At 65.0% G+C, this 23,572-nt stretch carries 22 protein-coding genes and 1 riboswitch; of the genes, 12 read left to right on the top strand and 10 right to left on the bottom strand.

Translation table 11 applies throughout. The features are described from left to right. Positions 1-210: 210 nt before the first annotated feature. On the bottom strand, positions 211-1,905 hold the full coding sequence (locus tag VMI09_05395) for a thiamine pyrophosphate-binding protein (GenBank protein ID HTQ24110.1): 1,695 nt from the start codon (positions 1,903-1,905) through the stop codon (positions 211-213). Between the two features lie 252 nt (positions 1,906-2,157). On the opposite strand from VMI09_05395, the gene VMI09_05390 reads away from it, so the two are divergent. Genes VMI09_05390 through VMI09_05380 form a run of 3 tightly spaced genes read left to right on the top strand, consistent with a single transcriptional unit; the run spans position 2,158 to position 5,697 of the window. Then, positions 2,158-3,444, top strand: coding sequence for a BamA/TamA family outer membrane protein (locus tag VMI09_05390; protein ID HTQ24109.1), 1,287 nt, complete (start codon positions 2,158-2,160; stop codon positions 3,442-3,444). Positions 3,445-3,485: 41 nt separating this feature from the next. After that, complete coding sequence (locus VMI09_05385) at positions 3,486-5,249, top strand: acyl-CoA dehydrogenase family protein (GenBank protein ID HTQ24108.1); 1,764 nt, start codon at positions 3,486-3,488, stop codon at positions 5,247-5,249. 19 nt (positions 5,250-5,268) lie between these two features. Then, positions 5,269-5,697: an archease gene (locus VMI09_05380; GenBank protein ID HTQ24107.1), complete on the top strand. Its 429-nt coding sequence runs from the start codon at positions 5,269-5,271 to the stop codon at positions 5,695-5,697. Between the two features lie 34 nt (positions 5,698-5,731). Here VMI09_05380 and VMI09_05375 read toward each other — a convergent pair whose 3' ends face one another. From VMI09_05375 to thiS, 3 genes are all read right to left on the bottom strand, one after another. Continuing rightward, positions 5,732-6,457 carry a thiamine phosphate synthase gene (locus VMI09_05375; protein HTQ24106.1) on the bottom strand — a complete coding sequence of 242 codons (726 nt, stop codon included), beginning with the start codon at positions 6,455-6,457 and terminating at the stop codon, positions 5,732-5,734. Positions 6,458-6,510: 53 nt separating this feature from the next. Beyond that, positions 6,511-7,287 carry a thiazole synthase gene (locus VMI09_05370; protein HTQ24105.1) on the bottom strand — a complete coding sequence of 259 codons (777 nt, stop codon included), beginning with the start codon at positions 7,285-7,287 and terminating at the stop codon, positions 6,511-6,513. Between the two features lie 90 nt (positions 7,288-7,377). Next, the gene (thiS, locus tag VMI09_05365) at positions 7,378-7,587 is read right to left on the bottom strand and encodes a sulfur carrier protein ThiS (protein HTQ24104.1); all 210 of its coding nucleotides are present in this window, start codon (positions 7,585-7,587) and stop codon (positions 7,378-7,380) included. A 70-nt stretch (positions 7,588-7,657) separates the two neighbouring features. Then, a riboswitch (TPP riboswitch) is annotated at positions 7,658-7,760 on the bottom strand. 100 nt (positions 7,761-7,860) lie between these two features. Between thiS and alr the strand changes: the two genes are divergently transcribed. The 6 genes from alr (at position 7,861) to VMI09_05335 (ending at position 14,745) form a co-directional block, all read left to right on the top strand. Next, positions 7,861-8,991, top strand: a complete 1,131-nt coding sequence (alr, locus tag VMI09_05360) for an alanine racemase (GenBank protein ID HTQ24103.1) — start codon at positions 7,861-7,863, stop codon at positions 8,989-8,991. Position 8,992: 1 nt separating this feature from the next. After that, the gene (gene purH / locus VMI09_05355; protein ID HTQ24102.1) at positions 8,993-10,558 is read left to right on the top strand and encodes a bifunctional phosphoribosylaminoimidazolecarboxamide formyltransferase/IMP cyclohydrolase; all 1,566 of its coding nucleotides are present in this window, start codon (positions 8,993-8,995) and stop codon (positions 10,556-10,558) included. A 109-nt stretch (positions 10,559-10,667) separates the two neighbouring features. After that, positions 10,668-11,987 carry a phosphoribosylamine--glycine ligase gene (gene purD, locus VMI09_05350; GenBank protein ID HTQ24101.1) on the top strand — a complete coding sequence of 440 codons (1,320 nt, stop codon included), beginning with the start codon at positions 10,668-10,670 and terminating at the stop codon, positions 11,985-11,987. Between the two features lie 123 nt (positions 11,988-12,110). After that, positions 12,111-12,725 carry an L-threonylcarbamoyladenylate synthase gene (locus tag VMI09_05345; protein HTQ24100.1) on the top strand — a complete coding sequence of 205 codons (615 nt, stop codon included), beginning with the start codon at positions 12,111-12,113 and terminating at the stop codon, positions 12,723-12,725. Between the two features lie 10 nt (positions 12,726-12,735). After that, positions 12,736-14,046 (top strand): DUF1015 domain-containing protein, encoded by a 1,311-nt coding sequence (locus VMI09_05340; protein HTQ24099.1) that lies wholly within the window; start codon positions 12,736-12,738, stop codon positions 14,044-14,046. A 15-nt stretch (positions 14,047-14,061) separates the two neighbouring features. After that, positions 14,062-14,745 (top strand): histidine phosphatase family protein, encoded by a 684-nt coding sequence (locus VMI09_05335; protein ID HTQ24098.1) that lies wholly within the window; start codon positions 14,062-14,064, stop codon positions 14,743-14,745. Positions 14,746-14,780: 35 nt separating this feature from the next. Here the strand turns inward: VMI09_05335 and VMI09_05330 are convergent, their stop codons facing one another. The 5 genes from VMI09_05330 to VMI09_05310 all read right to left on the bottom strand — a co-directional run bounded on the left by VMI09_05330 (position 14,781) and on the right by VMI09_05310 (position 19,143). Then, on the bottom strand, positions 14,781-15,794 hold the full coding sequence (locus VMI09_05330; protein ID HTQ24097.1) for an LLM class flavin-dependent oxidoreductase: 1,014 nt from the start codon (positions 15,792-15,794) through the stop codon (positions 14,781-14,783). A gap of 108 nt (positions 15,795-15,902) precedes the next feature. Further along, positions 15,903-16,808 (bottom strand): cation diffusion facilitator family transporter, encoded by a 906-nt coding sequence (locus tag VMI09_05325; protein HTQ24096.1) that lies wholly within the window; start codon positions 16,806-16,808, stop codon positions 15,903-15,905. Between the two features lie 98 nt (positions 16,809-16,906). Then, complete coding sequence (locus VMI09_05320) at positions 16,907-17,431, bottom strand: adenine phosphoribosyltransferase (protein ID HTQ24095.1); 525 nt, start codon at positions 17,429-17,431, stop codon at positions 16,907-16,909. 65 nt (positions 17,432-17,496) lie between these two features. After that, a complete protein-coding gene (locus VMI09_05315) occupies positions 17,497-18,333 on the bottom strand; it encodes a LysM peptidoglycan-binding domain-containing M23 family metallopeptidase (protein ID HTQ24094.1) in 837 nt (278 codons plus the stop codon). 162 nt (positions 18,334-18,495) lie between these two features. Beyond that, positions 18,496-19,143: a protein-L-isoaspartate(D-aspartate) O-methyltransferase gene (locus tag VMI09_05310; GenBank protein HTQ24093.1), complete on the bottom strand. Its 648-nt coding sequence runs from the start codon at positions 19,141-19,143 to the stop codon at positions 18,496-18,498. 241 nt (positions 19,144-19,384) lie between these two features. Between VMI09_05310 and VMI09_05305 the strand changes: the two genes are divergently transcribed. The 3 genes from VMI09_05305 (at position 19,385) to VMI09_05295 (ending at position 22,915) form a co-directional block, all read left to right on the top strand. Further along, on the top strand, positions 19,385-20,173 hold the full coding sequence (locus VMI09_05305) for an alpha/beta hydrolase (protein ID HTQ24092.1): 789 nt from the start codon (positions 19,385-19,387) through the stop codon (positions 20,171-20,173). Between the two features lie 19 nt (positions 20,174-20,192). Next, positions 20,193-21,491: an LLM class flavin-dependent oxidoreductase gene (locus tag VMI09_05300; GenBank protein HTQ24091.1), complete on the top strand. Its 1,299-nt coding sequence runs from the start codon at positions 20,193-20,195 to the stop codon at positions 21,489-21,491. A 113-nt stretch (positions 21,492-21,604) separates the two neighbouring features. Then, positions 21,605-22,915, top strand: coding sequence for an LLM class flavin-dependent oxidoreductase (locus VMI09_05295; GenBank protein ID HTQ24090.1), 1,311 nt, complete (start codon positions 21,605-21,607; stop codon positions 22,913-22,915). 422 nt (positions 22,916-23,337) lie between these two features. On the opposite strand, the gene VMI09_05290 is transcribed toward VMI09_05295, so the two are convergent. After that, on the bottom strand, positions 23,338-23,572 hold a 235-nt coding region (locus tag VMI09_05290; protein HTQ24089.1), incomplete at its 5' end, for a hypothetical protein.

Here is a 23,572-nt window from a genome sequence, read left to right as displayed (position 1 = left end):
ATATGGCGTTCGACGCAGGGAGTGGCGAACCATAATATTCAAGATTACACGCTCTATTTCCGAGAAAAAGTATCCTGTGCGCTTTCGCAACCGGAGAAGAAAGCGGGGCGATGAGGCTGCCGCCCCATCGCCCCGGGAATTTGAACCGCCCGATCGACGCTCGCCGTGCGCGCCGCCCTCGCGACAGTTTCAGTTCGCTCCCGCGTCGCGTCAGTTACCGCCGCCGGTCGAACCAAGCAGGTTGCCGCCGAGCGTCGGATGGCCGACGGTCTTGTCGCCGATGACGTTGATCATCGCCGGCTTGCCTGACTTGAACGCGCGATCCAGCGCGGGGATTAGCTGGTCGGGCTCCGTGACGTTTTCGCCATGGCACCCCATCTCGTTGAAAATCTTGTCGTAACGGACGTCCTGGAGCATGTTGAACGGATCGGTGCGATCCTTCAGCATCGGCATCGACTCGAAGCTCGGCCCCCACGAGCTGTTGTTCCACAGCAGGCACACGATCGGCAGCTTATAGCGAGCCGCGGTCTCCATATCCCAGCCGCCGATTCCCAGGCCGCCGTCGCCCATTACCAGCACGACCTGCGCGCCCGGCCGTGCGAGTTGCGCCCCGATGCCCATCCCGAAACCGTGGCCTACGGGCGCGAGCGGCCCGGCGTCGATTATCTGGCCCGGGAAGCGGCAGACGAAGTTCTGGCTCATCCAACCCGAGAGCGTGAAGCTGTCGATGACGACGGTGCAGTTCTTGTCGAGCACTGAGACCAGATCGCGCGCGAGCCGGGACGGATGGATCGGCCGGTTGGTTTGAAACTTCTTCGAGTTTTCGATCACCTGGTGCTCGAAGTTCGATCGAACCTCGGCCAACTCCTTCAGCCACTGCGAGCCGCGGTTTTTCGAGAAGTCGAGCTTGAGTTCCTTTATCCGGTTGATCATCTGGCGCAGCACTAGTTTGGGATCGCCGACCACCGGAACCTCCGCCGGCACCTGCCATCCGATACGGTTCGCCGTCGGATCGACCTGGATGTACTTGGCCTTGTCGTTCCAGGTCTTGGGGCGGCCGAAGTGTTCGCCGCTCCAGAAGCGGAAACCCAGGGTGAGCACGACGTCGGCGCGGCCGGTGAAGGGTTTCTTGAAGGCGCCGCGAATCGCCAGCGGATGTTCCTCGGAGACCGCGCCTTGCCCGGCGCGCCGCGCGTAAACCGGAATCGAGGTCAGCTCCACAAATTCGCGCAGCTCGGGTCCGGCCTGCGACCAGAAGAGACCGTCGCCGCCAGCGATGAGCGGCCGCTCGGCCGCCACCAGCAGTTCGAGCGCGCGGTCGATTTTTGCCGGGTCGCCAGACGAGCGAACGTCGTCAACCGTGAAGCGCATCCCGCCGGGGTTCTGCCGCTTGTCGTCATCGCCGTGGTACAGGATGTTCTGCGGAATTTCGACCAGCGCCACGCCTTGCGGCGGCGTGATTGCCTCGCGAAAGGCGAGGCGCATGTCGAATTCGATCGTGCTCCAGTCGGTGACGCGCTTGGTGTATTTCGCGAAGCTGCTGAGCATCTCGGAGCCGTAGGCCTCCTGAAATGAGCCCTGATGGTCTTCGGTATTCGGATGCTGGCCGGAGACGCAGACCACGGCGCTGTTGGTCATCGCCGCCAGACAAAGCCCGGTCATCGCGTTGGTCAGCCCGCATCCCGCCGTAACCATGCATACCCCGGCCTCGCCGGTCATGCGGGCATAGGCGTCGGCGGCGTACGCGGTCGCCTGCTCGTGACGCATATGGATGAGCTTGATTTCGTTGCTGCGCAGTTGCGCCAGGATCGGGAACAGGTGTCCCCCGTTGATCGAAAAGCAGTAGCGCGCCTTGTTCTCCCGCATCACGCGGGCAACCAGTTCACCACCGTCGACTTTAGGCATCAGCGGAACCTCCGTGACAATTTTCGGCCGCCTGCGGCGCCGCAATGAGCCAGCCCCCCCTCGTTTGGCGGCCCGCTCAATTCCCGCGCCGTAACCGGGTCTGACACTGACCCCGGGGCTTGCCCTGGCGAATCCTTGCACATTTTCGGGAAGGGCGGAAATGCAGACGGCTGTGTTGATCGAAGCCTCGATGCCTGTCAGGTTGTTAGGCCATAAGTTCTGGAATAGGTGTTATATAATCATCAACGGTCGATGAAGAGACTGTTCGCTATAGTCCTGTTCCTTGCGCCGGGGTTGATTTGCGCCCGGTCCGCTCCCGCTTTCACGCTGCTCAACCCAGACAGCTGGCCCGGATATCTCAATCCCAACACCTGGCCGAGCACGCTTAATCCGCACAACTGGCCCTTTACTCTGATTCCGGTCCCCGAAATCGAGACCGACCCCAACTCGGGCGTGACCTACGGCGTGCTGGCGGCGATGCTGTTCACGGACAAGCAGGGCGAGATCAACAACATTCTCGCGCCCGACATCACTGGCAACTCGACGCTTGGACCCGGCGGCACGTTTCGCTATCTCGGCTATCCCTCGGCTGACGAGCAGTACTACGTGATCGCGGGATTCCAGGAAAAGATCGCGCGCCGTGTCGACCTGGACTACGCGACCGGGCGCACTCATCAGAGCAACTTTTCGCTCGAAGGGCACTTCTTTTTCGAGCGCGATCCGACCGAGCGGTTTTACGGAATCGGCAACAGTTCTTCCCAAGGCAACGAGAGCAACTACACGACCGAGCAGGTCTATTTCGAAGGAAGAGTCGGCTACAACTTCACGCCGCGCCTGCAGATAGCGCTGCTTGAGCGGCCGCGCTACGTGCGGCTTTCGAACGGCGCATTTGAATCGCTCCCGTCCATCTTCAAGGAGTTCCCCAATATCAAGGGACTCAACGGCGGCACCGAAGTTCTCAACCAGATACAGGGCACCTACGACACCCGCAATTCGGTCGACCTTCCCACCGACGGCGGCTACGACTTGATATACGCTTCGATCGCCGACCGCAGCTTCATGAGTTCGATCTCGTACACTCGCTTCGGCGCCGACCTCCATCACTACTTTCCGATCGGCCCCAAGATTACGCTCGCCACCCATGGCTATCTGCAGTACATGCCGGCCGGCGACGAAGTGCCATTCTGGTCGATGGCGCGCCTCGGCGGTGAATCCTCCCTGCTGTTCAATCAACAGACCCTGCGCGGCTACGGCGCGGGCCGCTTCGTCGACAATAACCTGTTCGACATCAACGTCGAGATGCGCTCGCGGGTCTGGGAAACCGACCTCTTCAACACCCACGGCATCCTGGAACTGGCGCCCTTTTTCGATGTCGGCCGCGTTTTCCATAACCCGGGTGACGATTTCGTCACCGACCTGCATCCGGTGGGCGGGATGGGCTTTCGCGCGATCGCCGAGCCGTTCGTGGTCGGCTATGTCGACGCCGGCTGGGGCGGCGAGGGAGCGGCGGTCTTTTCAGGGATCAACTATCCCTTTTAGCGCGCGCTAAGCTCTTCGGCCGCGCCCGGCGGAAGACGGCGATGGAAGCCCGACGCAACAACGGCGCATCTCAAAAGACCGGCTCCGATCACGTCGCGCCTGATTGCCGCGGGATGAACTTCTACCGCGCCGACGCGGCGTTTCGCGGCCTGCTCGATCTCTACATCGAGCCCGCGTTGCGCGCGCACCTCGAACCTCATCTCGATCGCCTGGGCGAACTCGCCGGCGGCCGCCTCGACGAACTTGCCGACGTCGCCGACAAGCATCCGCCGGTGCTCCATCCGCGCGACCGCTTCGGGCGCGACGAGGAATGGATCGAATATCATCCGGCCTACCGCGAGATGGAGCGGATCGCGTTTGCCGAATTCGGACTGCACGCGATGAGCCATCGCGGGGGCGTGCTCGGATGGCCGGCTCCGATGCCGCCCATCGCAAAGTACGCCTTTCAGTACCTTTTCGTTCAGGCCGAGTTCGGCCTGATGTGCCCGGTAAGCGTCTCCGACACCAGCAACTACGTCATCCTTCGCTACGGCACCGACGAGCTGAAGCGCAGGCTCCTTCCCCGGCTGCTGTCGCAGGATCCGGCTGCGATGTGGAAGGGCACGCAGTTCATGACCGAGAAATCCGGCGGCTCGGACGTGGGCGCGCTCGAGAGCGAGGCGCGGCTGGAAAACGGCGAGTGGCGGCTCTACGGAGAGAAATGGTTCTGCTCGCACACCGACGCCGACCTGGCGCTTATCCTGGCCCGTCCGCAGGGCGCTCCCGCCGGCACTCGCGGCCTCGGATTGTTCGCGATGCCGCGGAGGCTCGACGACGGCAGCCGCAATCGCTACCGCATCGTGCGGCTCAAGGACAAGCTCGGCACGCGCTCGATGGCGAGCGGCGAGATTCGGCTCGAAGGCGCCTTCGCATGGCAGGTGGGCGAACTCGGCGCCGGCTTCAAGCAGATGCTCGACCAGGTCAACCTGTCGCGGCTCTCGCACGGAGTGCGCGCGGCCGCGATGATGCGCCGCTGCCTCAACGAGTCGCTTTGCGTGGCGCGTAATCGCGTTGCGTTTGGCCGCACGCTCATCGAGCTGCCGCTCGTGCGCCGCCAGTTGCTGAAACTGATGGTGCCGGCGGAGCAGGCGCTCTCGATGTACGCGTGGACGGCGGACGTGATGGGCCGCGCCAACCGCGCCGATGAGGGCGCGGCGCATCTGCTACGCATTCTCACTCCGCTTTTCAAGTTCCGTGCATGCCGCGACAACCTGCGCGTGGCGACCGGTGCGATGGAGGTGCGGGGCGGCAACGGTTATATCGAAGACTGGATAAACCCGCGGCTGGTGCGCGACGCACAGATCGGCGTGCTCTGGGAAGGCACCAGCAATATCAACGCGCTGGATGCGATCGGCCGCGCGGCGGCAAAAATGGGAGCGCACGAGGCTCTCGGCCAGGCGCTGCATGCGCGGCTGGCCGAGGCCTCGCGAGTGCCCCGGAAATGCCGCGCCGAGCTTGGCGGCATCGTCGATCGCGCCGTCGCCTTTGCCTCGCGCGCCTCCGGCAGCGAAGGCGAGCGGCTCGCGCGGATGGCCGCAGGCGCGTTGTACAACACCACCACGGCGATACTGATGGCTTGGGAGGCGTCGCGTCTTGGCGATGGCCGCCGTCTGCTGCTCTCCCGGATGGTCGTCGAGCATCGGCTGACCTCTCAGGATCCGCTCGCGCCAAGGAGCGAAGAGTGGGAAGACCTGGCGGCCGTGATGCTCCTCGGCGCGGACGCGGTTACGCTTGAGCAGGCCGCGGCGTTGGTCGAACGGCCGTGAACCGCACGCAAGCGACGTGATGCGCGAGCGACCGCCGCTTTTTCGGGAGATCGAACACACCGGCGACACCGGGATCGAAGTTGAGGCGCCTTCGCGGGCGCAGTTGTTCGCGCGCGCGGCGCTCGCGATGGCGCGGCTGATGGTGGAGGAGGCTGGAATCGAGGAGCACGAGCGCCGCGAAATCGAGGTGCGCGGCACGGAAGACGTCGAAATTCTGCATGACCTGCTCGCGTCGGCGCTCAACCTGTTTCTGATCGACGGATTTATCTGGTGCGGTGCATCGGCGTCCGAGCAGGGCGAACACGTTACGCTGACGCTCCAAGGCGAGATTCTGGACCGCACCCGCCACGTCCTGCTCGGCGAGATCAAGGCAGTGACGTATCATCAGCTGAGCGTTATGCGCACGGCCGATGCGCTTTGGCGCGCGCGGATCATTTTCGACGTCTGACGGGCCCGCTCTTTTGATACCGCTAGTCTTATCGTTAGCCGTCCGCCGTACGCTGAGGCCCGAGCGCGCGCCTGACGGCGCGCGCGAGTTCAAGCGCGGCGGCCGCCGGATCAGCGACGCCGAAGACGGCGCCGATGACGGCGACGCCGGCAGGACGGCCTCCGCCGCTGGCGGGGACCGTCCTGCCGGCGTCGCGCAGCGCCGCCACGCGCTCGGCGGTGACGCCCCCGAGCGCGTAGAGCGGCATCCCGGCCGCGGCCTTGCACGCGTCGCCGAAGGACTCGGCGCCGCGTGCAGGGCCATAGCCGGGCTTGGACAGCGGCGGCCAGACCGGACCGAACACCGCGAAGTCGGCGCCCGCGGAGGCCGCAGCCTCGGCCTCCGCCGCGCTATGCGTCGACACGCCAATCAGGCGCGACGGTCCCACGAGCTTGCGCGCGTCCGCGATCTCCACCGAATCGGCAGGCAGGTGCACGCCGTCGGCCGTTGCGGCGAGCGCGATATCTATTCGATCGTTGACGATCAGATAGGCGTTGTGCCGCGTGCAGACCGGGCGGAGCGCCGTTGCCAGTTGATAGAGCTCGAGGCCGCCGAGATCCTTTTCGCGCAGTTGCAGCGCCGCGTGGACGGCCGAGGAGTCGCGCGCGAGCGCTCCGAGAACCTCTTCGCAGACTTCGACCAGCGAACGGGGCGCTACAAGGCGGCGATCGCTTACCAGATAGAGCTGGAAGTCGGCCGGTACGCGATGCGTGCTCTCCAACGTTGATGATCCGCCGTTTTGACGATCCGTCGCTTCGCTGGCCTGCCGCGGCGCTAGCGAATCAGGCCGCTAAGCGGACTCGAGGCGGTGGCGTATAGCTTCTGTTCGATGCGCCCGGCACGATAGGCGATTCGCCCGGCTTCGATCGCGAGTTTCATCGCCCGCGCCATCGCGATCGGATCCTTCGCTCCCGCGATCGCCGAATTGATCAGCAATCCGTCGGAGCCGATTTCCATCGCTTCGGCCGCGTCCGACGCGGTGCCCACGCCGGCGTCGACGATCACCGGGACCTTCGCCTGTTCGATGATGATGCGCAGGTTGAAGGGATTGCGGATGCCCATGCCCGAGCCGATCGGCGCCGCGAGCGGCATCACCGCCGCGCATCCGATCTCGGCCAGGCGCAGACAGGCGACGGGATCGTCCGTTATGTATGGCAGCACCTTGAAGCCTTCCTTGACCAGGATTTTGGCCGCTTCGATCGTTGCCGGGACGTCGGGGAAGAGCGTTTTCTGATCGCCGATTACCTCGAGCTTGACGATGTCGCCCACCCCGACCTCGCGCGCGAGGCGGCAAGTGCGGACCGCTTCTTCGACCGTATAGCATCCGGCGGTGTTTGGCAGAATCTGGTAGCGCTTGGGATCGATATAGTCGAGCAGGTTCTCGCTGTCGCGGTTGGTGATATTGACGCGGCGGACGGCGACCGTGACGATCTCGGCGCCGCTCGCCTCGACCGCCGCGCGGGTTTCCGCAAAGTCGCGATACTTGCCGGTGCCGACGATCAGCCGGGAATGAAAGACCCGGCCCGCCAGGTCGAAATGATCATGTTCCATGTGCGGTTCCATATATAAATCATAACCCGCCGCGCGTGCGCGCGCATCGCCTGCGCCCGCCGCGCGTTCGGCACGCGGGGTCCGGTGCGGCTAGCCGCCGCCGACGAAGTTGATCACCTCGACCATGTCGCCCGGGTTGAGCCTGACCGAATCGTATTGCGCGCGCGGTATGACGGTACGGTTGATTTCGACCGCCACCCGGCCGCGGCGCATTTTCAGTCGCTCGAGCAGCGCGGGCAGGCTCGGATCGCCTTCGACCGTGTACTGTTCGCCGTTGAGTTGAATCGCGAAGCGCGACATCGAAAAAGCCGCTTTCCCGGCTTCGGGTAAACGGCTTTAGGCGGAACCGCGATCGTTCCGCCGTCTGGCAGGAGGCGGAGCGCGGATTCCCTACGCCGGTATTACCCGGATCAGGTTCGAGGGGTTTACGTTCTCAGTGCGCCCTTCGTGCGCGCACACCCCCAGCCATGTCGTGTGAATATCACTTGAGCCGGGGAGTGTCAAAAAACGGGCGTGGCCGGTATGATCCGTGGCGTTCGGGCGCGAATCACAGGGGGGCTGTTTCATTCATCGATGGAAGTCGTGAACGGGCCGACGGTGGCCGAGATCGATCTCGGTGCGCTGGGCGCCAACTACCGGGCGATCAGAGCGGCCGGTAACGGCGTGGAGTTGATGGCGGTGGTCAAGGCCGACGCGTACGGGCATGGCGCGGTCGAAGTTGCGCGCGCGCTGCGCGCCGAGGGTTGCGCTCATTTCGGCGTGGCGCGCGTGAGCGAAGCGCGCGAGCTGCGCGCGGCCGGGGTGCGCGAGCGCGTCTATCTGCTGGGCGGGTTTCTCGCCGCTGAGGCGGACGAGATCGTCGCGCTCGACCTTACGCCATTCGTGTACGACGCAGCGCTTGTGGCGCCGCTCGGGCGCGCCGCCCAGGCGCAGGCGCGGGCGAACTTTCCCGTTCATCTCAAGATCGACAGCGGCGCGACGCGGCTTGGGATTCTGCCCGGCGATCTGGATCAAGCGATTGCGGAGCTTGGCCGTGCGATGTCGCTCAGGGTCGAAGGGGTGTGTACGTTGCTGGTCAATGCCGGCGATCCGCAAAGCCCCGTGACCAGCATGCAGCTGAAAGTATTCGACGCGGCGATGGCGCGCCTGCGCGCGGCCGGAATCGAGCCGCAAGTCGCTCATGTCGCCAATTCCGCGGCTTCCATCCTGCGCCCCGACGCGCACTACGGTCTGCTGCGCCCGGGGCTTGCGATCTATGGCTTGCCGCCGGTGCCGGCCGTTCGGGAGCAAGTCGAACTGCGGCCCGTGATGACGTTCAAGACGCGCGTGATCCAGGTGAAGCGCGTGCCCGCAGGCGTCGGCGTCAGCTATGGCCATACCTTCGTCACGCCGCGGCCGAGCGCGATCGGCGTACTCGCGGTCGGTTACGCCGACGGCTATCGCCGCGGACTGCAACACGGCGGGGAAGTGCTGATCCGCGGGCGGCGTGCGCCGGTCGTCGGCGCGGTATGCATGGACCTGACGATGGTCGATCTTACCGACGTGCCCGGTGCGGCGATCGGCGACGAGGTCATCCTGTGGGGCGGCGCGGGCGAAGCGATGATCAGCGTCAACGACATCGCGCGCCTCGCGCAGACGATCTCGTACGAGATGCTATGTACGGTCGGCAAACGCGTGCCGCGCGTTTATCGAAAGGCGGCCTGAGATGGAAACGGCTGCGATCAAAATCGGCCGGGCGCTGCTCGGCGTCTCCGACAAAGCGGGGCTTGCGGAGTTCGCGCGGGCGCTCGCGGCGCGCGGCGTCGAGATAGTCTCGACCGGCGGCACGGCGGCTGCCCTGCAAGCGGCCGGCGTCAAGGTCCGCGGCGTCGAGAACCTCACCGGATCGCCCGAGATGCTCGACGGGCGGGTCAAGACGCTCCATCCGAAGATTCACGGCGGAATTCTCGCGCGGCGCGCCGACGAAAATCATCAGCGCCAGATGCGCGAGCACGGAATCGAGCCGATCGATCTGGTCGTGGTCAACTTTTATCCCTTCGAACAAACGGTCGAGCGGCCGGACGTGAGTCTCGACGACGCGATCGAGAATATCGACATCGGCGGCCCGACGCTGGTGCGCGCCGCCGCCAAGAACTGGAACGACGTCGCGGTGGTGGTCGATCCGGCCGACTATCCGGCGCTGATCGAAGAGCTCAAGGCAAGCGGCGGGGCGCTCGCGCGCGAGACCCGATGGCGTCTCGCGCGCAAGGCCTTCGCCCGCGTCACCGCTTACGACTGCGCGATTTCGAATTACCTCGGCGCGATCGAGAACGGCAAGCGCGAGCCGCTGGGAGAGACTTTCAGCCTCTCGCTGCCACGCGAACAGACGCTCCGCTACGGCGAGAATCCCCATCAGGTGGGCGCGCTCTACGGACGTTTCCGTGAAATCGCCGAGCAGCTCCACGGCCGCGAGCTTTCCTTCAACAACGTTTTCGACATCAGCTCCGCCGTCAACCTGATGCTTGATTTCGCGGACTACAAAAACGCCGTGGTCGCGATCCTCAAGCACAACACGCCCTGCGGCGTGGGCGTCGGCGCGACGTTGCTCCAAGCGTGGGAGAAGGCGTTCGCGACCGACCCGGACTCGCCTTTCGGCGGAATCATCATCGCCAATCGCCCCTGGGACCTGCCGTTTGCCGAAGCGGTTGACGAGCTGTTTACCGAGGTCCTGATCGGAACCGACTTTGAGCCCGGAGTGTTGGAGTTCCTGCGCAAGAAAAAGAACCGGCGCGTGATGCGGTTTCATCCCGCCGCCGTGCATCGCGAGGACCTCGACCTCAAGCGCGTCGTCGGCGGACTGCTGGTGCAGACTCCCGACCTGAGCCTCGAACACCCGCGCGAAGGCAAAGTCGTAACCCGGCGCGCGCCGACGCCGGCTGAACTGCGCGCGATGGAGTTCGGCATCCGCGTGTGCAAACACATCAAGTCCAACGCGATCGCGTTCGTCGCCGAGGACCGCACGCTGGCGGTCGGCGGCGGCGCAACTTCGCGAATCGACCCGTTATACGCGGCGCGCGAGAAGGCGGCGCGGCTTAAAGTGTCACTTAAAGATTCAGTGCTGGTCTCCGAGGCGCTCTTTCCCTTCCCTGACGGGCCCACGCTTGCCGCGGAGGCCGGGGCGACGGCGATCGCGCAGCCGGGCGGCGCGATGCGCGATTCCGAGGTTATCGCGGCTGCCGACGCCCGTGGGCTGTCGATGGTCTTCACGGGAGTGCGCCACTTTCGGCACTGAGCGCCGCGTCCGACGATGAATTCCCGTCTGCGTTCGCGAAGTGTCAAAATTATCTGATGAGAGTGATTCGCGCGATCGAGCGTAGCGACCGGGCCGAGGCGCCGTCCCGATGAAGATCCTCGTGATAGGCAAGGGCGGGCGCGAGCACGCCTTGCTCTGGCGGCTCAACCAGAGCGAGACGGCGCGCAAGCTCTACTGCGCGGGCGGTAACCCCGGCATCGCGCAGCTCGCGACGATAGCTCCCGCCGCACCGAACGACCTCGCCGCTCTGGTTGACTTCGTGCGCGGCGAGAAAATCGACCTTACCGTGGTCGGACCGGAAGATCCGCTGGCTGCCGGAATCGTCGACGAGTTCGAGCGCGCGGGGCTAAAAATTTTTGGCCCGACCAGGGCCGCCGCGCAACTCGAAGCGAGCAAGGCCTTCGCCAAGGCCGTGATGCGCGAGGCGGGCGTAAAGACTGCGGGCTTCGAGATTTTCGACGACGCCGAGGCGGCGCGCCGATGGGTTCGCGCGCGCGGCGGTCCGATGGTGGTCAAGGCTGACGGCCTCGCGCTCGGCAAGGGCGTGTCCGTATGCGACGACGCGGTAGGCGCGCTCGCCGCGATCGACGACGCGATGGAGCGTCGGCTTTTCGGCGCGGCGGGCGCGCGGGTCGTGATCGAAGAGCGTCTTGTGGGCGAGGAGGTTTCGTTCTTTGCGCTCTGCGACGGCGAAAGCGCAGTCGCGCTCGGCTCGGTGCAGGATCACAAGGCTGCGTTCGACGGCGACCGCGGCCCCAACACCGGCGGGATGGGCGCGTACACGCCGGTGCCGCATTTCGGCCCGGCGCTCGAGGCGCGGGTGATGAACGAGGTGGTGATGCCGACGCTCGGCGCGATGCGCGCGCGCGGCACGCCGCTTCGCGGCGTGATGTTCGTCGGCTTGATGATCGACGGCGAGCGGCTCAACGTCCTCGAATACAACGTCCGCTTCGGCGATCCTGAATGCGAGCCGCTGATGATGCGGTTCGAGGGCGACCTCGCCCAGACGCTGCTGGCCTGCGCCGAGGGCCGGCTGAAGGACGTGACGGTAAGACTCTCGCCGCGCGCCGCGGCAGCCGTGGTGCTCGCCTCGGGCGGATATCCGGGCTCGTATCGCAAGGGCGTTCCGATAAGCGGCCTCGAGCGGATCGACGGGGCCGAGCCGTCGGAGGCGAAGGTGCGATGGGCGCTGCAGAAGACGCGGGTCAAGGTCTTTCACGCCGGGACCGCGCTGCGCGACGGACGCCTGGTATCCGACGGCGGCCGCGTGCTGGTGGTGACCGCGATGGCCGCGGATCTGCGCCGCGCCGTCGCCGCATCCTACGAAGCCGCCGCGATGATCGAGTTCGAGGGGATGCATATGCGCCGCGACATCGCGCATCGCGCGCTCGAACGCCTCGCCCCATGAGCGGAACGCGTTGGTGCATAAGCGGAACGCGTTGGTCCATGAATGGAACGCGTTGGTCCATGAGCGGAACACGTTGGTGCATGAGCGGAACGCAATCGTGCAGGCTGAACCGTTTTGAATGAGATGAATTCCCCCGTCATCGCCGACGCTCTCGCGGCGCTCGCTGCGGGCGAGGCGATCGTCTATCCGACGGAGACCTTCTATGCGCTGGGCGTGGACGCGCTCTCGTCGGATGCGCTCGAGCGCCTGTTCGCGATAAAAGGGCGGGAGCCCGGAAAGCCGGTCGCGCTGATCGCCGCGGACGCGGCGATGGCCTTTGCGGTGGCGCGCGAGGTGCCGGGCGCGGCCCGCGTTCTCGCCGAGGCGTTCTGGCCGGGGCCATTGACGCTCGTGTTGCCCGCCCGCGACGGGATTCCCGCGCCGCTCATCGGCGACGACGGCGGAGTCGGCGTGCGCGTGTCATCGCATCCGACCGCTCGCGCACTGGCTGCGGGACTTGGGCGCCCGCTCACCGCGACCAGCGCCAACCTGGCGGGCGAGCCGCCCGCCGTGGAACCTGAAGCTGCACGCCGCACGCTGGGAGGCAAAGTTAAAGTGTTCGTTGAGCATGGTTGGCTGGCCGGCGGCGCTCCGAGCACGGTAGTGACGTTCGCCGGCTCGCAGATACGCGTGCTCCGTCACGGCGCGGTAAGCGAGGGTCAACTGACCGCTCGGCTCGCGGCGCGCGCGTCGCGATGAGGCCTTTGCAATGGCGATGACACATCGAATCGAACCCTTCGCGGGCCTTCTCTACGATCCCGAACGCGCCGGCGCGCTGAGCCATGTCGTCGCGCCGCCGTATGATTTGATCGACAGGGCGCGCCAGGACGCGCTCTACGCGCGGAGCCTTTATAACGTCGTGCGTCTGGAACTCAATCGCGATCCCGACCGGTATGGGTCGGCGGCGCGCACGCTTGGCCAGTGGGTCAACGAAGGCGTGCTCAGGCCCGCGTCCCGCCCCGCGATTTTTTTGTACTCGCAATTCTTCGAGCTCGAAGGGCGGCTGCTTCGGCGGAGCGGCTTTATCGTACGTATCCGGCTTGAGGAGTTCAGCGCCGGGAGAATTCTGCCGCACGAGAAAACCTTTCCCGCCGCGAAACAGGATCGGCTCGAACTCCTGACTGCGCTCAACACCAACGTCAGTTCGGTCTTCGGGCTTTATACCGGCCAGCATCCGGCGCTCGCCGCTATCGTGGCCGAGCTTTCGGCGCAGGAGCCGCTGCTGGAGGTCAGCGACGACGACGGAATTCGCAACCAACTGCGTTGGATCGACGATCGCGCCGCAATCGCGGCGATCCAGGGCGAACTCGAAAATCCGCGCATCTTCATCGCCGACGGACACCATCGCTACGAGACCGCGCTCGAATATCGGCGTCGCCGGCGCGCTGTCGAGGGCGATCCGGAGGGTGCGCGTCCCTACGACTACACGATGATGACGCTGGTCGCCGGCGACGACCCAGGCCTGGTGATCCTGCCGACGTATCGCGTCGCGCAGCGGCTTGACCCGGCGCGGATCGCGTCATTCGATAAGCGCGCGGCCGAGTGGTTCGCGATCGAAGAGTTTGAGCGCACGGACGCGATGCGCGCAGCGCTGTCCGGGGCGGGGCAGGGTGCGATCGCGGTCGCGCTCGGCGGCGAGCAGGTAAAGCTGCGCTTGCTCAGGCTGAGGGATTCGCGCGCGATGGCCGACGCGATGCCCGCGGCGCCGCCGGCGGTGCAGCGGCTCGACGTAAGCGTGTTGCACGCGCTGGTGCTGGAGCGGATCTTCGGAATTACGCCGGAGCAGGTCAAAGCCGGCGGCCTGATTGAATACACGATCGACGCGCCCGGCGCGCTTGCGACGCTGGGTTCAGGCAGCGCGAGAGGCGTTTTCCTGATGAACCCGCCAACCATCCGGGATGTCGAGGCGGTGAGCGACGCGGGTGCGGTGATGCCGGAGAAATCGACCTATTTCCATCCGAAGCTGCTGACCGGCCTCGTGCTCAACCCGCTCGATGGCGTCGCGTCAGAAAAGGGCTGAAGCCAAAGGGCCGAGATGATGACCGGACCGGCGCGGCTGGTGCTCGTGCGCCATGGCGAGACCGTCGGCAACTCGAGCATCCGCTACTACGGCCGTACCGACGTGGCGCTGTCCGAGCTTGGCCGGCGTCAGATGAATGCCGCGGGCGAATGGCTCGCGGCGCGCGACGGCGCGCGCGGATTCGCCCCGGTATTCTCGAGCCCGCTCGTGCGCGCGGCAGAAGGCGCTCGGATCATCGCGGGCGAGAATGCGCGCGCCCTGGTCATCGACGAATTCGTCGAGGTTGATTTCGGCCTGTTCGAAGGCCTCACGGCGGAGGAGATAGCCGAGCGTTATCCTGAAGAGTTCCGGCGATGGAACGCCGACCGGCTCGCGGCCGACTTCGTCTATCCCGAAGGCGAGAGCAGGGCGGACTTTGAGAAGCGCGTCAAGTGCGGAACCACGCGGATGCTCTCGGTGTGGCAGGACGCGCGCGCGGGCGGCGCCGCGGCCTCGGCTGCGCTGCTGGTCGCGCATCGCGGCGTGATTCGCGCAATAGTGCGGCATCTGACGGGCGTGCTCGAACCGCGCATCGATCTCGGCTCGATTCATATCCTCGAACAGGAGATGGACGAGGAAGACGTGCGCGTCGCGCGATGGCGTCCGATCGTGCTGGATTTTACCAAGCACCTGGAAGTTTGCAGTAGAGCGACCGATTAGGCCGTCGGCTTCGCCGTCGCGCCGCGAGCGGCGCGCTATATGAAATGGCTCACCAGGTTGCGATGGAGCGATTCGAGATGTTTTGCGAAATCCGGGCCGCCCTCGATGGCAAATACCGCCGTGTCGATCCCGGCATCGACGTATTGCGCCAGCCGCTCGCGGCATCGCTGCGGACTGCCCGCCAACGCCAGCCCGTCGATCATCGCCTCGCTCACCATCTCGGGCCGGACTTCGCCACAGGCGTGGCTCTGCCGAATCAGGCTCACGTCCTTCGCGGTGAGTCCGAAGTTGGTGAAGATCGGCAGGTGCGGCTGGGCGGAGAACCATCCAAGGACCAGCGCCAAAAACGGCTTGATCGCCTCGCGCACCGCGCGGTCGTCGTCGCCCACCGCCGTGAAGATGAAAGAAGAGAAGCAAAAGTCAGAGAGGCTCCGGCCCGCGCGCCGGGCGCCGACGCGGATTCGTTCGATCGCCGGCCCAATCGCCTCCGGTCCGACGCCGAACGGGAACCAGCCGTCCGCGACCTCGCCAGCAAGCTCGATCGTCCGCGGCGCGGTCGCGCCGAGGTAGATCGGCACGTTGGGTCGCAGCGGCCGCAGGTTGAAGCGGATGCCGGCGGTGGCGGTGAACGCGTCGCCGCGATGCTCCAACTGCTTGCCCGCGAAGAGCCCGCGGATGATCGCGACCGCGTCCCGCAGCGCCGCGACCGGCTTGTCGTACCGGATGCCCATCTGTTCCTGGATCCAGAGCTTGATGCTCGCGCCGAGGCCGAGGATCGCGCGGCCTTCCGAGAGCTGATCGAGGGCCGCAAGCTCCATCGCGAGCAGCACCGGATGGCGCGTGAAGGGATTGACGACGCCGGTGCCTATCTTGATCTTGCTGGTTGCTGCCGCTATCGCGGCGCAGGAACTGAACGCCCCCGGAAACACGTAATCCTCCGGGACCCAGAAGCTGTCAAAGCCCATCCGCTCGGCAGCTTGCGCCTGGGTTACGTAATCGCGCGCGTCGGTATTTTCGACTATCAGGCCAATCTCTTTGAGCTTAGGCATGGGTGCTCCGGCGTTCGGAAGCGGTTTAGCACACTGAAGTGTATTCGGCGCCCGGAATAAGACTGCTCACAGAAGCGCTGCGCTGAGTCAACGACGATCGCGCGTGCTTCAGAAATGCTCGGGCTCGCTCGCGCGGCGGTTGTCGCGTTCGAGCTGCACTGTCATGTGCTGGATGTTGAACTTACGCTGCAGCATCGCCGACATCTCCGCGAGCACGCGATCCTGGTCGGCTTCGCGTTTCACGACCGCATGCGCCGAAAGCGCGAACTGGCGGCTCGCCAGGCACCATACGTGAAGATCGTGTACTTCCTCGGTGTCGCGCACCGCAAGCATGTCGTTGCGCAACTCTTCGAGGTCGATATGTGCCGGCACCGATTCCATCAGGATGTCCACGCCTTCGCGTACCAGTCCCCAGGAGCTGTAGAGCACCAGCGCGCCGATCAGCAGGCTCACCAGCGCATCCGCCTGACGCCATCCGAAGAAGAGGACCAGCGCGCCCGCAACCATCACGCCGAAGGTGCCGATCAGGTCCGAGATCACGTGGACGAACACTGCCCGCACGGCTATCCCGGGCCGTCTGCCTTCGGATATGGCCGCGTGCGTCATCCAGGCCGAGAAGCCGTTGACGCCGAGGCCGAGCGTCGCGATCGCGATTACGGCCAGCCCTGCCACCGGCTGCGGAGCGCGCAGACGCTTCGCAGCCTCGAACCAGATGAAAATCACCAGCAGCCACAGGAAAAGCCCGTTGGCCAGCGCGCCCAGGATTTCCGCGCGCAGGTAGCCGAAGGTCTTGGCGCCGCTCGCCGGGCGGGTCGAGATCCATAGCGTCAGCAGCGCGAGGCAGAGCGCCGCGATGTCGGTCAGCAGATGGACCGCGTCGGAAATCAGCGCGAGGCTGCCCGCGAAGTAACCGCCGATGAATTCGGCGGCGCAATAGGACGCTGTGACCGCGAGGACGATCAGCAGACGGTTTCGATCCGCCGCGACCCCGTGCTGGATTTCATGCAGCTCCACGGAACTCGCACGAGCGCGGGCCACCGCTGAACGAACCCGCCGCGGGCCGCGCGCTGATTACTACAGCGGCCGCCCCGCTTCGAGGATCCGGCCCCGCTTCAATCATAACGGATGAGCGAGACGCACGGGACCGGCGCGAGACGCTGGCGGCCGCCGAGCGCGCCGAGTTCGATCACGAAGGCGCAGGTTACCACGGCGGCCTGGAGTTTCTGCGCCAGACGCACCGTGGCTTCGGCGGTGCCGCCGGTCGCCAGCAGATCGTCGACGATGAGGACACGCGCGCCGCGCACCAGGGAGTCTTCGTGGACCTCGAGGCCGGCGCTGCCGTACTCGAGGTCGTAGGTTTCGCCTATGGTGTGAAAGGGCAGCTTGCCCGGCTTGCGCGCGATCGTCAGTCCGACGCCGAGCCGATAGGCGACCGGCGCGCCGACGATGAAGCCGCGCGACTCGATTCCCAGCACCGTGTCCACCTTGCCCAGGAACGGCTCGGCCATCATATCGACCAGCGTGGCGAAGGCGCGCGCGTTGCCGATAAGCGGAGTGATGTCGCGGAACAGGATTCCCGGCTTGGGAAAGTCCGGGACGTCACGCACGAGTGCTCTCAGTTCGTTCAATTCCATCATCGATTTGTTCGCGATCCTGACGTGTAACTGGACCGCATATCTCCCCCGCGGTTGCGGCTAAGATACTAGGAGGGGCCGTTGCGGGCAAAGCTTACGCCCGGGGACGGACCGGGCGGCGCAAGGTAGCTCAGCGGATTGTACGCGCGATTGTCGTAGCGCACTTCGAAATGGAGATTCGGACCAGTGGTCCGTCCGCTGGTGCCGACCTCCGCGATGTTCTGGCCGCGCGCGACCTCCGTCCCCTCACTCACCAGGACGCGCGAATTGTGGCCGTACACCGTCACGTAATTGTCAGAGTGCCGGATGATGACCGTATTGCCGTAGCCGTTAAGCTTTCCAACGAAGGCCACCACGCCGGAGTCGGCCGCATGCACCGGAGTGCCGACCGGCGCGGCGATATCGACACCGTCATGCATCGTCCCGTGGCGCATCCCGAAGCCCGAAGTCAGTTCGCCGGACCATAGCGGCCACGCGAACTGGCGCGAGGCGCGCGGCACGTTCCATATCTCACTCAAGCCGCTTTGGGCGCCGCCGAGCGAGGCGTAAGAGTACGCACCGGGAATCAACAGGCTTTGTCCAACCCGGAGGTCGCGCGAGTCGCTCAGATGGTTGGCCTCGAGCAGGCTTTGCACGCTCACGTGGTACGCGTGCGCGATGTGATACACGGTCTCGCCGGGACGCACGACGTGCTGGACCGGACGCGAGCTGCTGTACGCGACCGGCGGGTAGCTTGCCGGGCGGGAGGAGGAGCATCCCGTGACCGCGACTGCCGTCGCGACGGTCGCGATGAATGCGGCCACGCCGGACGCGAACGCTGCTGCTATCGCACGCGACACGTTTACGGTCGCGCTCGCCGGCTCATCGGCTTCGCCGCTTGGACTTGTGCCTGCTGCCGCCACCATTCAACCGCCACCGCTCCCCGGTCCATACCCTGCGCACTGGCCCTGCGAACTGGGCGCCTCTGCGAGCTATCTGGCGCCGCGTCGCCGCTCGTCAACCGCGCGCCGCGTGCGCGTCGCTCGGTCGGCTTCTTGACCCGCCATACGCGCCGGCCCTGCTGCGGATCACGGCATCCCGAATCCGTAGCGCCCGGTCATCTTCACGAATCGGCATTCGCCGAAATATTCTTCGCTCCAGGACTGTCCGCGGCGGCTGATGTGCACGAGGGTTTGCAGGTCGGCTTCGCCAATCGGCGCGATCAACCGTCCGTCGGGCTTTAGCTGTTCGAGCAGCGGACGGGCGATCCCGGGCATCGCGGCGGTCACGACGATCGCGTCGAACGGAGCTTGCTCCGGCCATCCCTCCGAGCCGTCGCGGCAGCAGAGATGAACGTTGGCAAACCCGAGCGCCTCGAGCCTGGCGTGCGCCAGCTCATACAATGCCGGCAGAGATTCGATCGAATAGACCTCGGCAGCCAGGCGCGCGAGCACCGCGGCGCCATAGCCGGAGCCGGTGCCAACCTCGAGCACACGCTCGCCGCCGCCAAGCCGCGCGACCTCGCACATCAGGGCAACCATGTAGGGTTGGGAGATCGTCTGCTCCGCGCCGATTGGCAACGGCTCGTCGTCGTAGGCTTGCGCGGCGTATTGGGTCGGGATGAAGCGATCGCGCTCGACCATGCGCATCGCGGCGAGCACCCGGGGGTCGCAAATGCCGCGGCGCTCGAGTTGCTCGACCACCATCCGTTCGCGCGCTTGCGCCAGGTCGTTCATCTTCAGCCCGTTCCCCGCTCCTTCGGGCGCGTCGCCATCCGTGCCGAGATTATAGCTTTCGCTGATACCTCGTTGTAGGCCACCTTACGGGGGCGGCCGCCGCATCGGAACGGCCCGCGCCGGTGGCAAATACGATGGCGCTGTATTAAAGCTGGTTTTGCACGGGCGGACCGGTCGGGGGAACTGTGGTTCCGCATCGGACGCCACGAACACAACGAAATACAACCTGGAGAAGGCCGCGATGGCAGACAAGGAATGGACCGAAGAGAAGGTCCGCGTCGGTAATACCGAACTGGTGATCGTCAAGGGCGGCAAGGGCAAGCCCCTGCTGCTCCTGCATGGCGAACTGGGATGGCCGGGATGGACGCCGTGGAACTCGGCGCTGGCCCAGGAGCGCACGCTGCTGGCGCCGATTCATCCGGGATTCGGAAAGACCGCGATGGCCGACTGGATCACCAGCATCCGCGACCTCGCCGGCTTCTACCAGCGCTACGTGCGCGAGCAGAAGCTGGGGCCGGTTGACGTGCTCGGCCATTCGCTCGGCGGATGGATCGCGGCCGAAATGGCAGCCGCCAACTCCGCTCAATTCAGCAAAATGATCCTGGTAGCGCCGACCGGCGTGCGTCCGCCGCAGGGCGAGATCATGGACCTGTTCACGGTGACAGCGCGGGCCTATCTGACTCGCGGAGCGCACGATCCCCAGAAGCCGGATTTCACGAAACTGTTCGGCGGCGAGCAGACGCCTGAGCAGTACGAAGCGTGGGAAGAGGCGCGCGCGGAGACCGCGCGCCTGGCCTGGGCGCCGTACATGTTCAATCCGAGTCTGCCGCATCTGCTCGAGGGAATCGACGGATTGCCGACGCTGCTCCTGTGGGGCAAGCAGGATCAGGTGGTGCCGCTCAGCGCGGCCGAGGTCTATCAGCGTTCGATCAAGGGCGCGAAGGTCGTCACTATCGACAATTGCGGACACTATCCGGGAGCCGAGCAGCCGGCCGAATTTTTGAAGCAGGTGCGCGCCTTTCTGGGCTGAGGCCCCGGAGAAGCTCGAAATGCACATAATGTGGTTCACCGAACGGGCCTATCATTACGTGCCCGAGGATGAAGTGCTGAAGCTGCGCAGCTTCTTCGGTGTGCCCAACCGGTTCTTCGACCCGCAAAAGGGCGCGCAGCTTCTTAACCAGTATCTCGACGAGAAAATCTATTCCGACGAACTCGGCACTTTCGATGGCGTGATGCTCAACGAGCATCACGGCACCCCTTTCTGCATGGGGGCGGTGATGGACGTCGAGGCGGCCGTGCTCGCGCGCTGCACGAAGAAGGTCAGGATCGTACTGCTCGGCAATCCGCTGCCGGTCGCCGCCAACCCGGTGCGCCTCGCCGAGGAGCTGGCCATGATCGACATGATTTCGGGCGGGCGGCTGGTGCCCGGATGGGTCCGCGGCGCGGGCAGCGAACAACTCGCCAACAACGCCAATCCGGCCTACAACCGCGAATACTTCAACGAGGCGCACGACCTCGTGATCGCGGCATGGACGCGTCCGGGTCCGTTCCGATGGGAGGGCAAGCACTTTCATTTCCGCTTCGTGAATCCGTGGGTGCTGCCGATGCAGAAACCCCATCCGCCAATCTGGATCCCCGGCCTCATCAGCCCGGAGACGGTGCGATGGTGCGCGGAACACAGATACCCGTACGTCGCGCTGGCCACGATGCTCGAGCCGACACTCGAGATGTGGCGCATGTACACCGACCGTGCGGCGGAGATGGGTTATCAGGCGGGGACAGAGAATTTCGGCTATCTGCAACCGATCTTCGTGCACGAAACCGAAGAGAAGGCCGACGAGATGGGCCGCCACTTCCTCTTCGGCGGCGGCTTCTCGCACTTCGCGCGGCCGGAGTGGATGTTTCCGCCGGGCTACAACTCCCGAGCTGCGACCAGGCGTCTCTCCACCCTCTACGCCAACCCCAACACGCCGGGGCTTTCGTTCGTTTCGCAGGACCATACGGAGGATTTGACCGCGCTGCGCCAGACGATCCATGAGGCTTACGACGGGTCGAAAGACAGTCTGCAAATTATCGTCGGGACGCCAAGGACCGTGATCCCCAAGCTCAGGAAGGTGCTGTCGGTGCTGCGGCCGGGAATCTTTTCGTTCTGGCTCGACGGCCCGGCGCCGGCCAGCGATCGGATGACCTGTCTGCGGTTGCTCGGCACCGAGGTCATCCCGCAGATGCGCGAAATTGGCAAGGAATTGGGCCTCTTCGGCCCGTTCGAGCGCACGCCAGGAGCGAGGCCGCTCGGTCCGACGGGCAAGCCGGAATATATCGGCTCGATGGAGGCGTTGGGAGCATAGTATTCAATCGCGGCGAACGGCGGAATGATGGCCGCGCCCGCGCTTGAAGTAGATATACAGTCAGGAAATGCAGGGGGCAGTAGAGCTCACAAAGCGGAAACGGAGGGCTTCATATGCACATAATGTATTTCACTGAACGGCCGTACCTCGACGTTCCCGAAGACGAGGTTCTGAAGATCCAGAGCTTCTTCGGGGTTCCTAACCGCTTCTTCGACCCGGCCAAGGGCGCGAAGCTGCTCAACGAATACCTCGACGACAAGGTCATCGCCGAGGAGCTTGGCTTTGACGGAGTGATGCTCAACGAGCATCACGGCACGCCCTTCTGCATGGGCGCGGTGATGGACATGGAAGCCTCGATCCTCGCCCGCATCACCAAGAAGGTGCGTATCGTGCTCCTCGGCAATCCGCTGCCGGTGGTCGCGAACCCGCTGCGCCTGGCCGAAGAGCTGGCGATGATCGATATGATTTCGGGCGGACGGCTGGTCACCGGATGGGTGCGCGGCGCGGGCAGCGAGCAGCTCGCCAACAACGCCAACCCGGCGTACAACCGCGAATACTTCAATGAGGCGCACGACCTCGTGATCGCGGCGTGGACGCGCCCGGGTCCGTTCCGATGGGAGGGCAAGCACTTCCACTACCGCTTCGTGAATCCGTGGGTGCTGCCGATCCAGAAGCCTCGTCCGCCGATCTGGATTCCCGGGCTGGTGAGCCCCGAGACGCTTTTGTGGTGCGCCAAGCACCGGTATCCGTACCTGGCGCTCGCGACCTACCTCGAACCGACGGTCGAGATGTGGAACCTGTACACGCAGGCGGCGGCTAAGGAGGGCTACCAGGCCGGTACCGAGAATTTCGGCTACCTGCAGAAGGTCTTCCTCGCCGAGACTGAGGAGAAGGCGCAGGAACTGGGCAAGATGGATCTTTACGGAGGCGGACTGACGCATTTCGCGCGCGGCGAGTGGATGTTCCCGCCGGGATATAACTCGAAAGAGGCGACGCGGCGGATGGCGCGCCAGTTCAGCGATCCGAACAATCCCAACGGCCCCGCGCTGTTCCAATCGCTCGAGGGCGAAGTCGATGTCGAGGGCCTGCGCAAGGCGATTTACGCCGGATACGAGAGTGCGCAGAAGAACAACCAGATCATTGTCGGCACGCCCAAGACCGTGATTCCCAAGCTCAAGCACATTCTCGACGTGCTGCGGCCCGGAATCTTTGCGTTCTGGCAGAACGACGGGCCGATCCCGACTGAGGCGCGCCGCACCAGCATGAGGCTGATCGCCGAAGAGGTGATTCCACCGCTGCGCGAGCATGCCAGGATGCTCGGCCTGAAGGATCCGTTCGAGCGCAGCCCCGGATCCGTGCCGCTCGGCGCTTCGGGCAAGCCCGAGCCAGTGGCGCATGCGGAGGCGCTGGCCGCGACGGCCTAGGCATTCGACGCCGCGCGCGACCAGCTGCGCGGGGCGGGGATTGCTGACGGGTTGGCGCGGCGCGCGCTCCGTGCAGAGCGCGCGCCGCTGCCCGCCTATTAAAAGCGGCACCAGCCGCCTCTGCGCGCATCCCCGGGATCTTCTATGCTCTGGCTGTCCGAACGAGTCGGTCGGAATTGCCGATTAGCGCCAGTCAGAATTCCTTGGAGGCTAATGTCTCTTCGGGGTGCGCTGGCGAGCAGTCCGGGGTCCTAATTTCTTAAGCAGAACCTCCGCATCGAGCAATTCAAGGTCTGAGGCTACGACGTCCTGCGCGATGCGCGCTTTCTTTGCATAAAAGGCTTCATATCTCCCCTTTTGCACAAGGGCACGAGGGTGCTCACCTCACGTAGGGACCGTTACAATCGGGCACTTGCAACGTTTTATTGCGTCAAGCGGAGAAGAATTTTTGATGCGATCACGTTGAAGACAGAATCCAGCTGGGCAGAGGTAGGCGCAAACACGGCCTCTCCCACTGGCTGGCTGGCATTGTATGTTGAACTGGCGGGATCATTAGCGACCTGCTGAAGAAATGATTTGTTGATCGCACTGCCCAAGCCAATCGAGTATACGATAATATTCTGAGAGCGCAGGTTGTTGGCCAGCTGAACCGTACGA

This window comes from Candidatus Binataceae bacterium (assembly GCA_035500095.1).
Taxonomy (GTDB): Bacteria; Desulfobacterota; Binatia; order Binatales; family Binataceae; genus JAKAVN01.
Note: the sequence above shows the minus strand (reverse complement) of the source record. Positions and strands in the feature narration are given on the sequence as shown.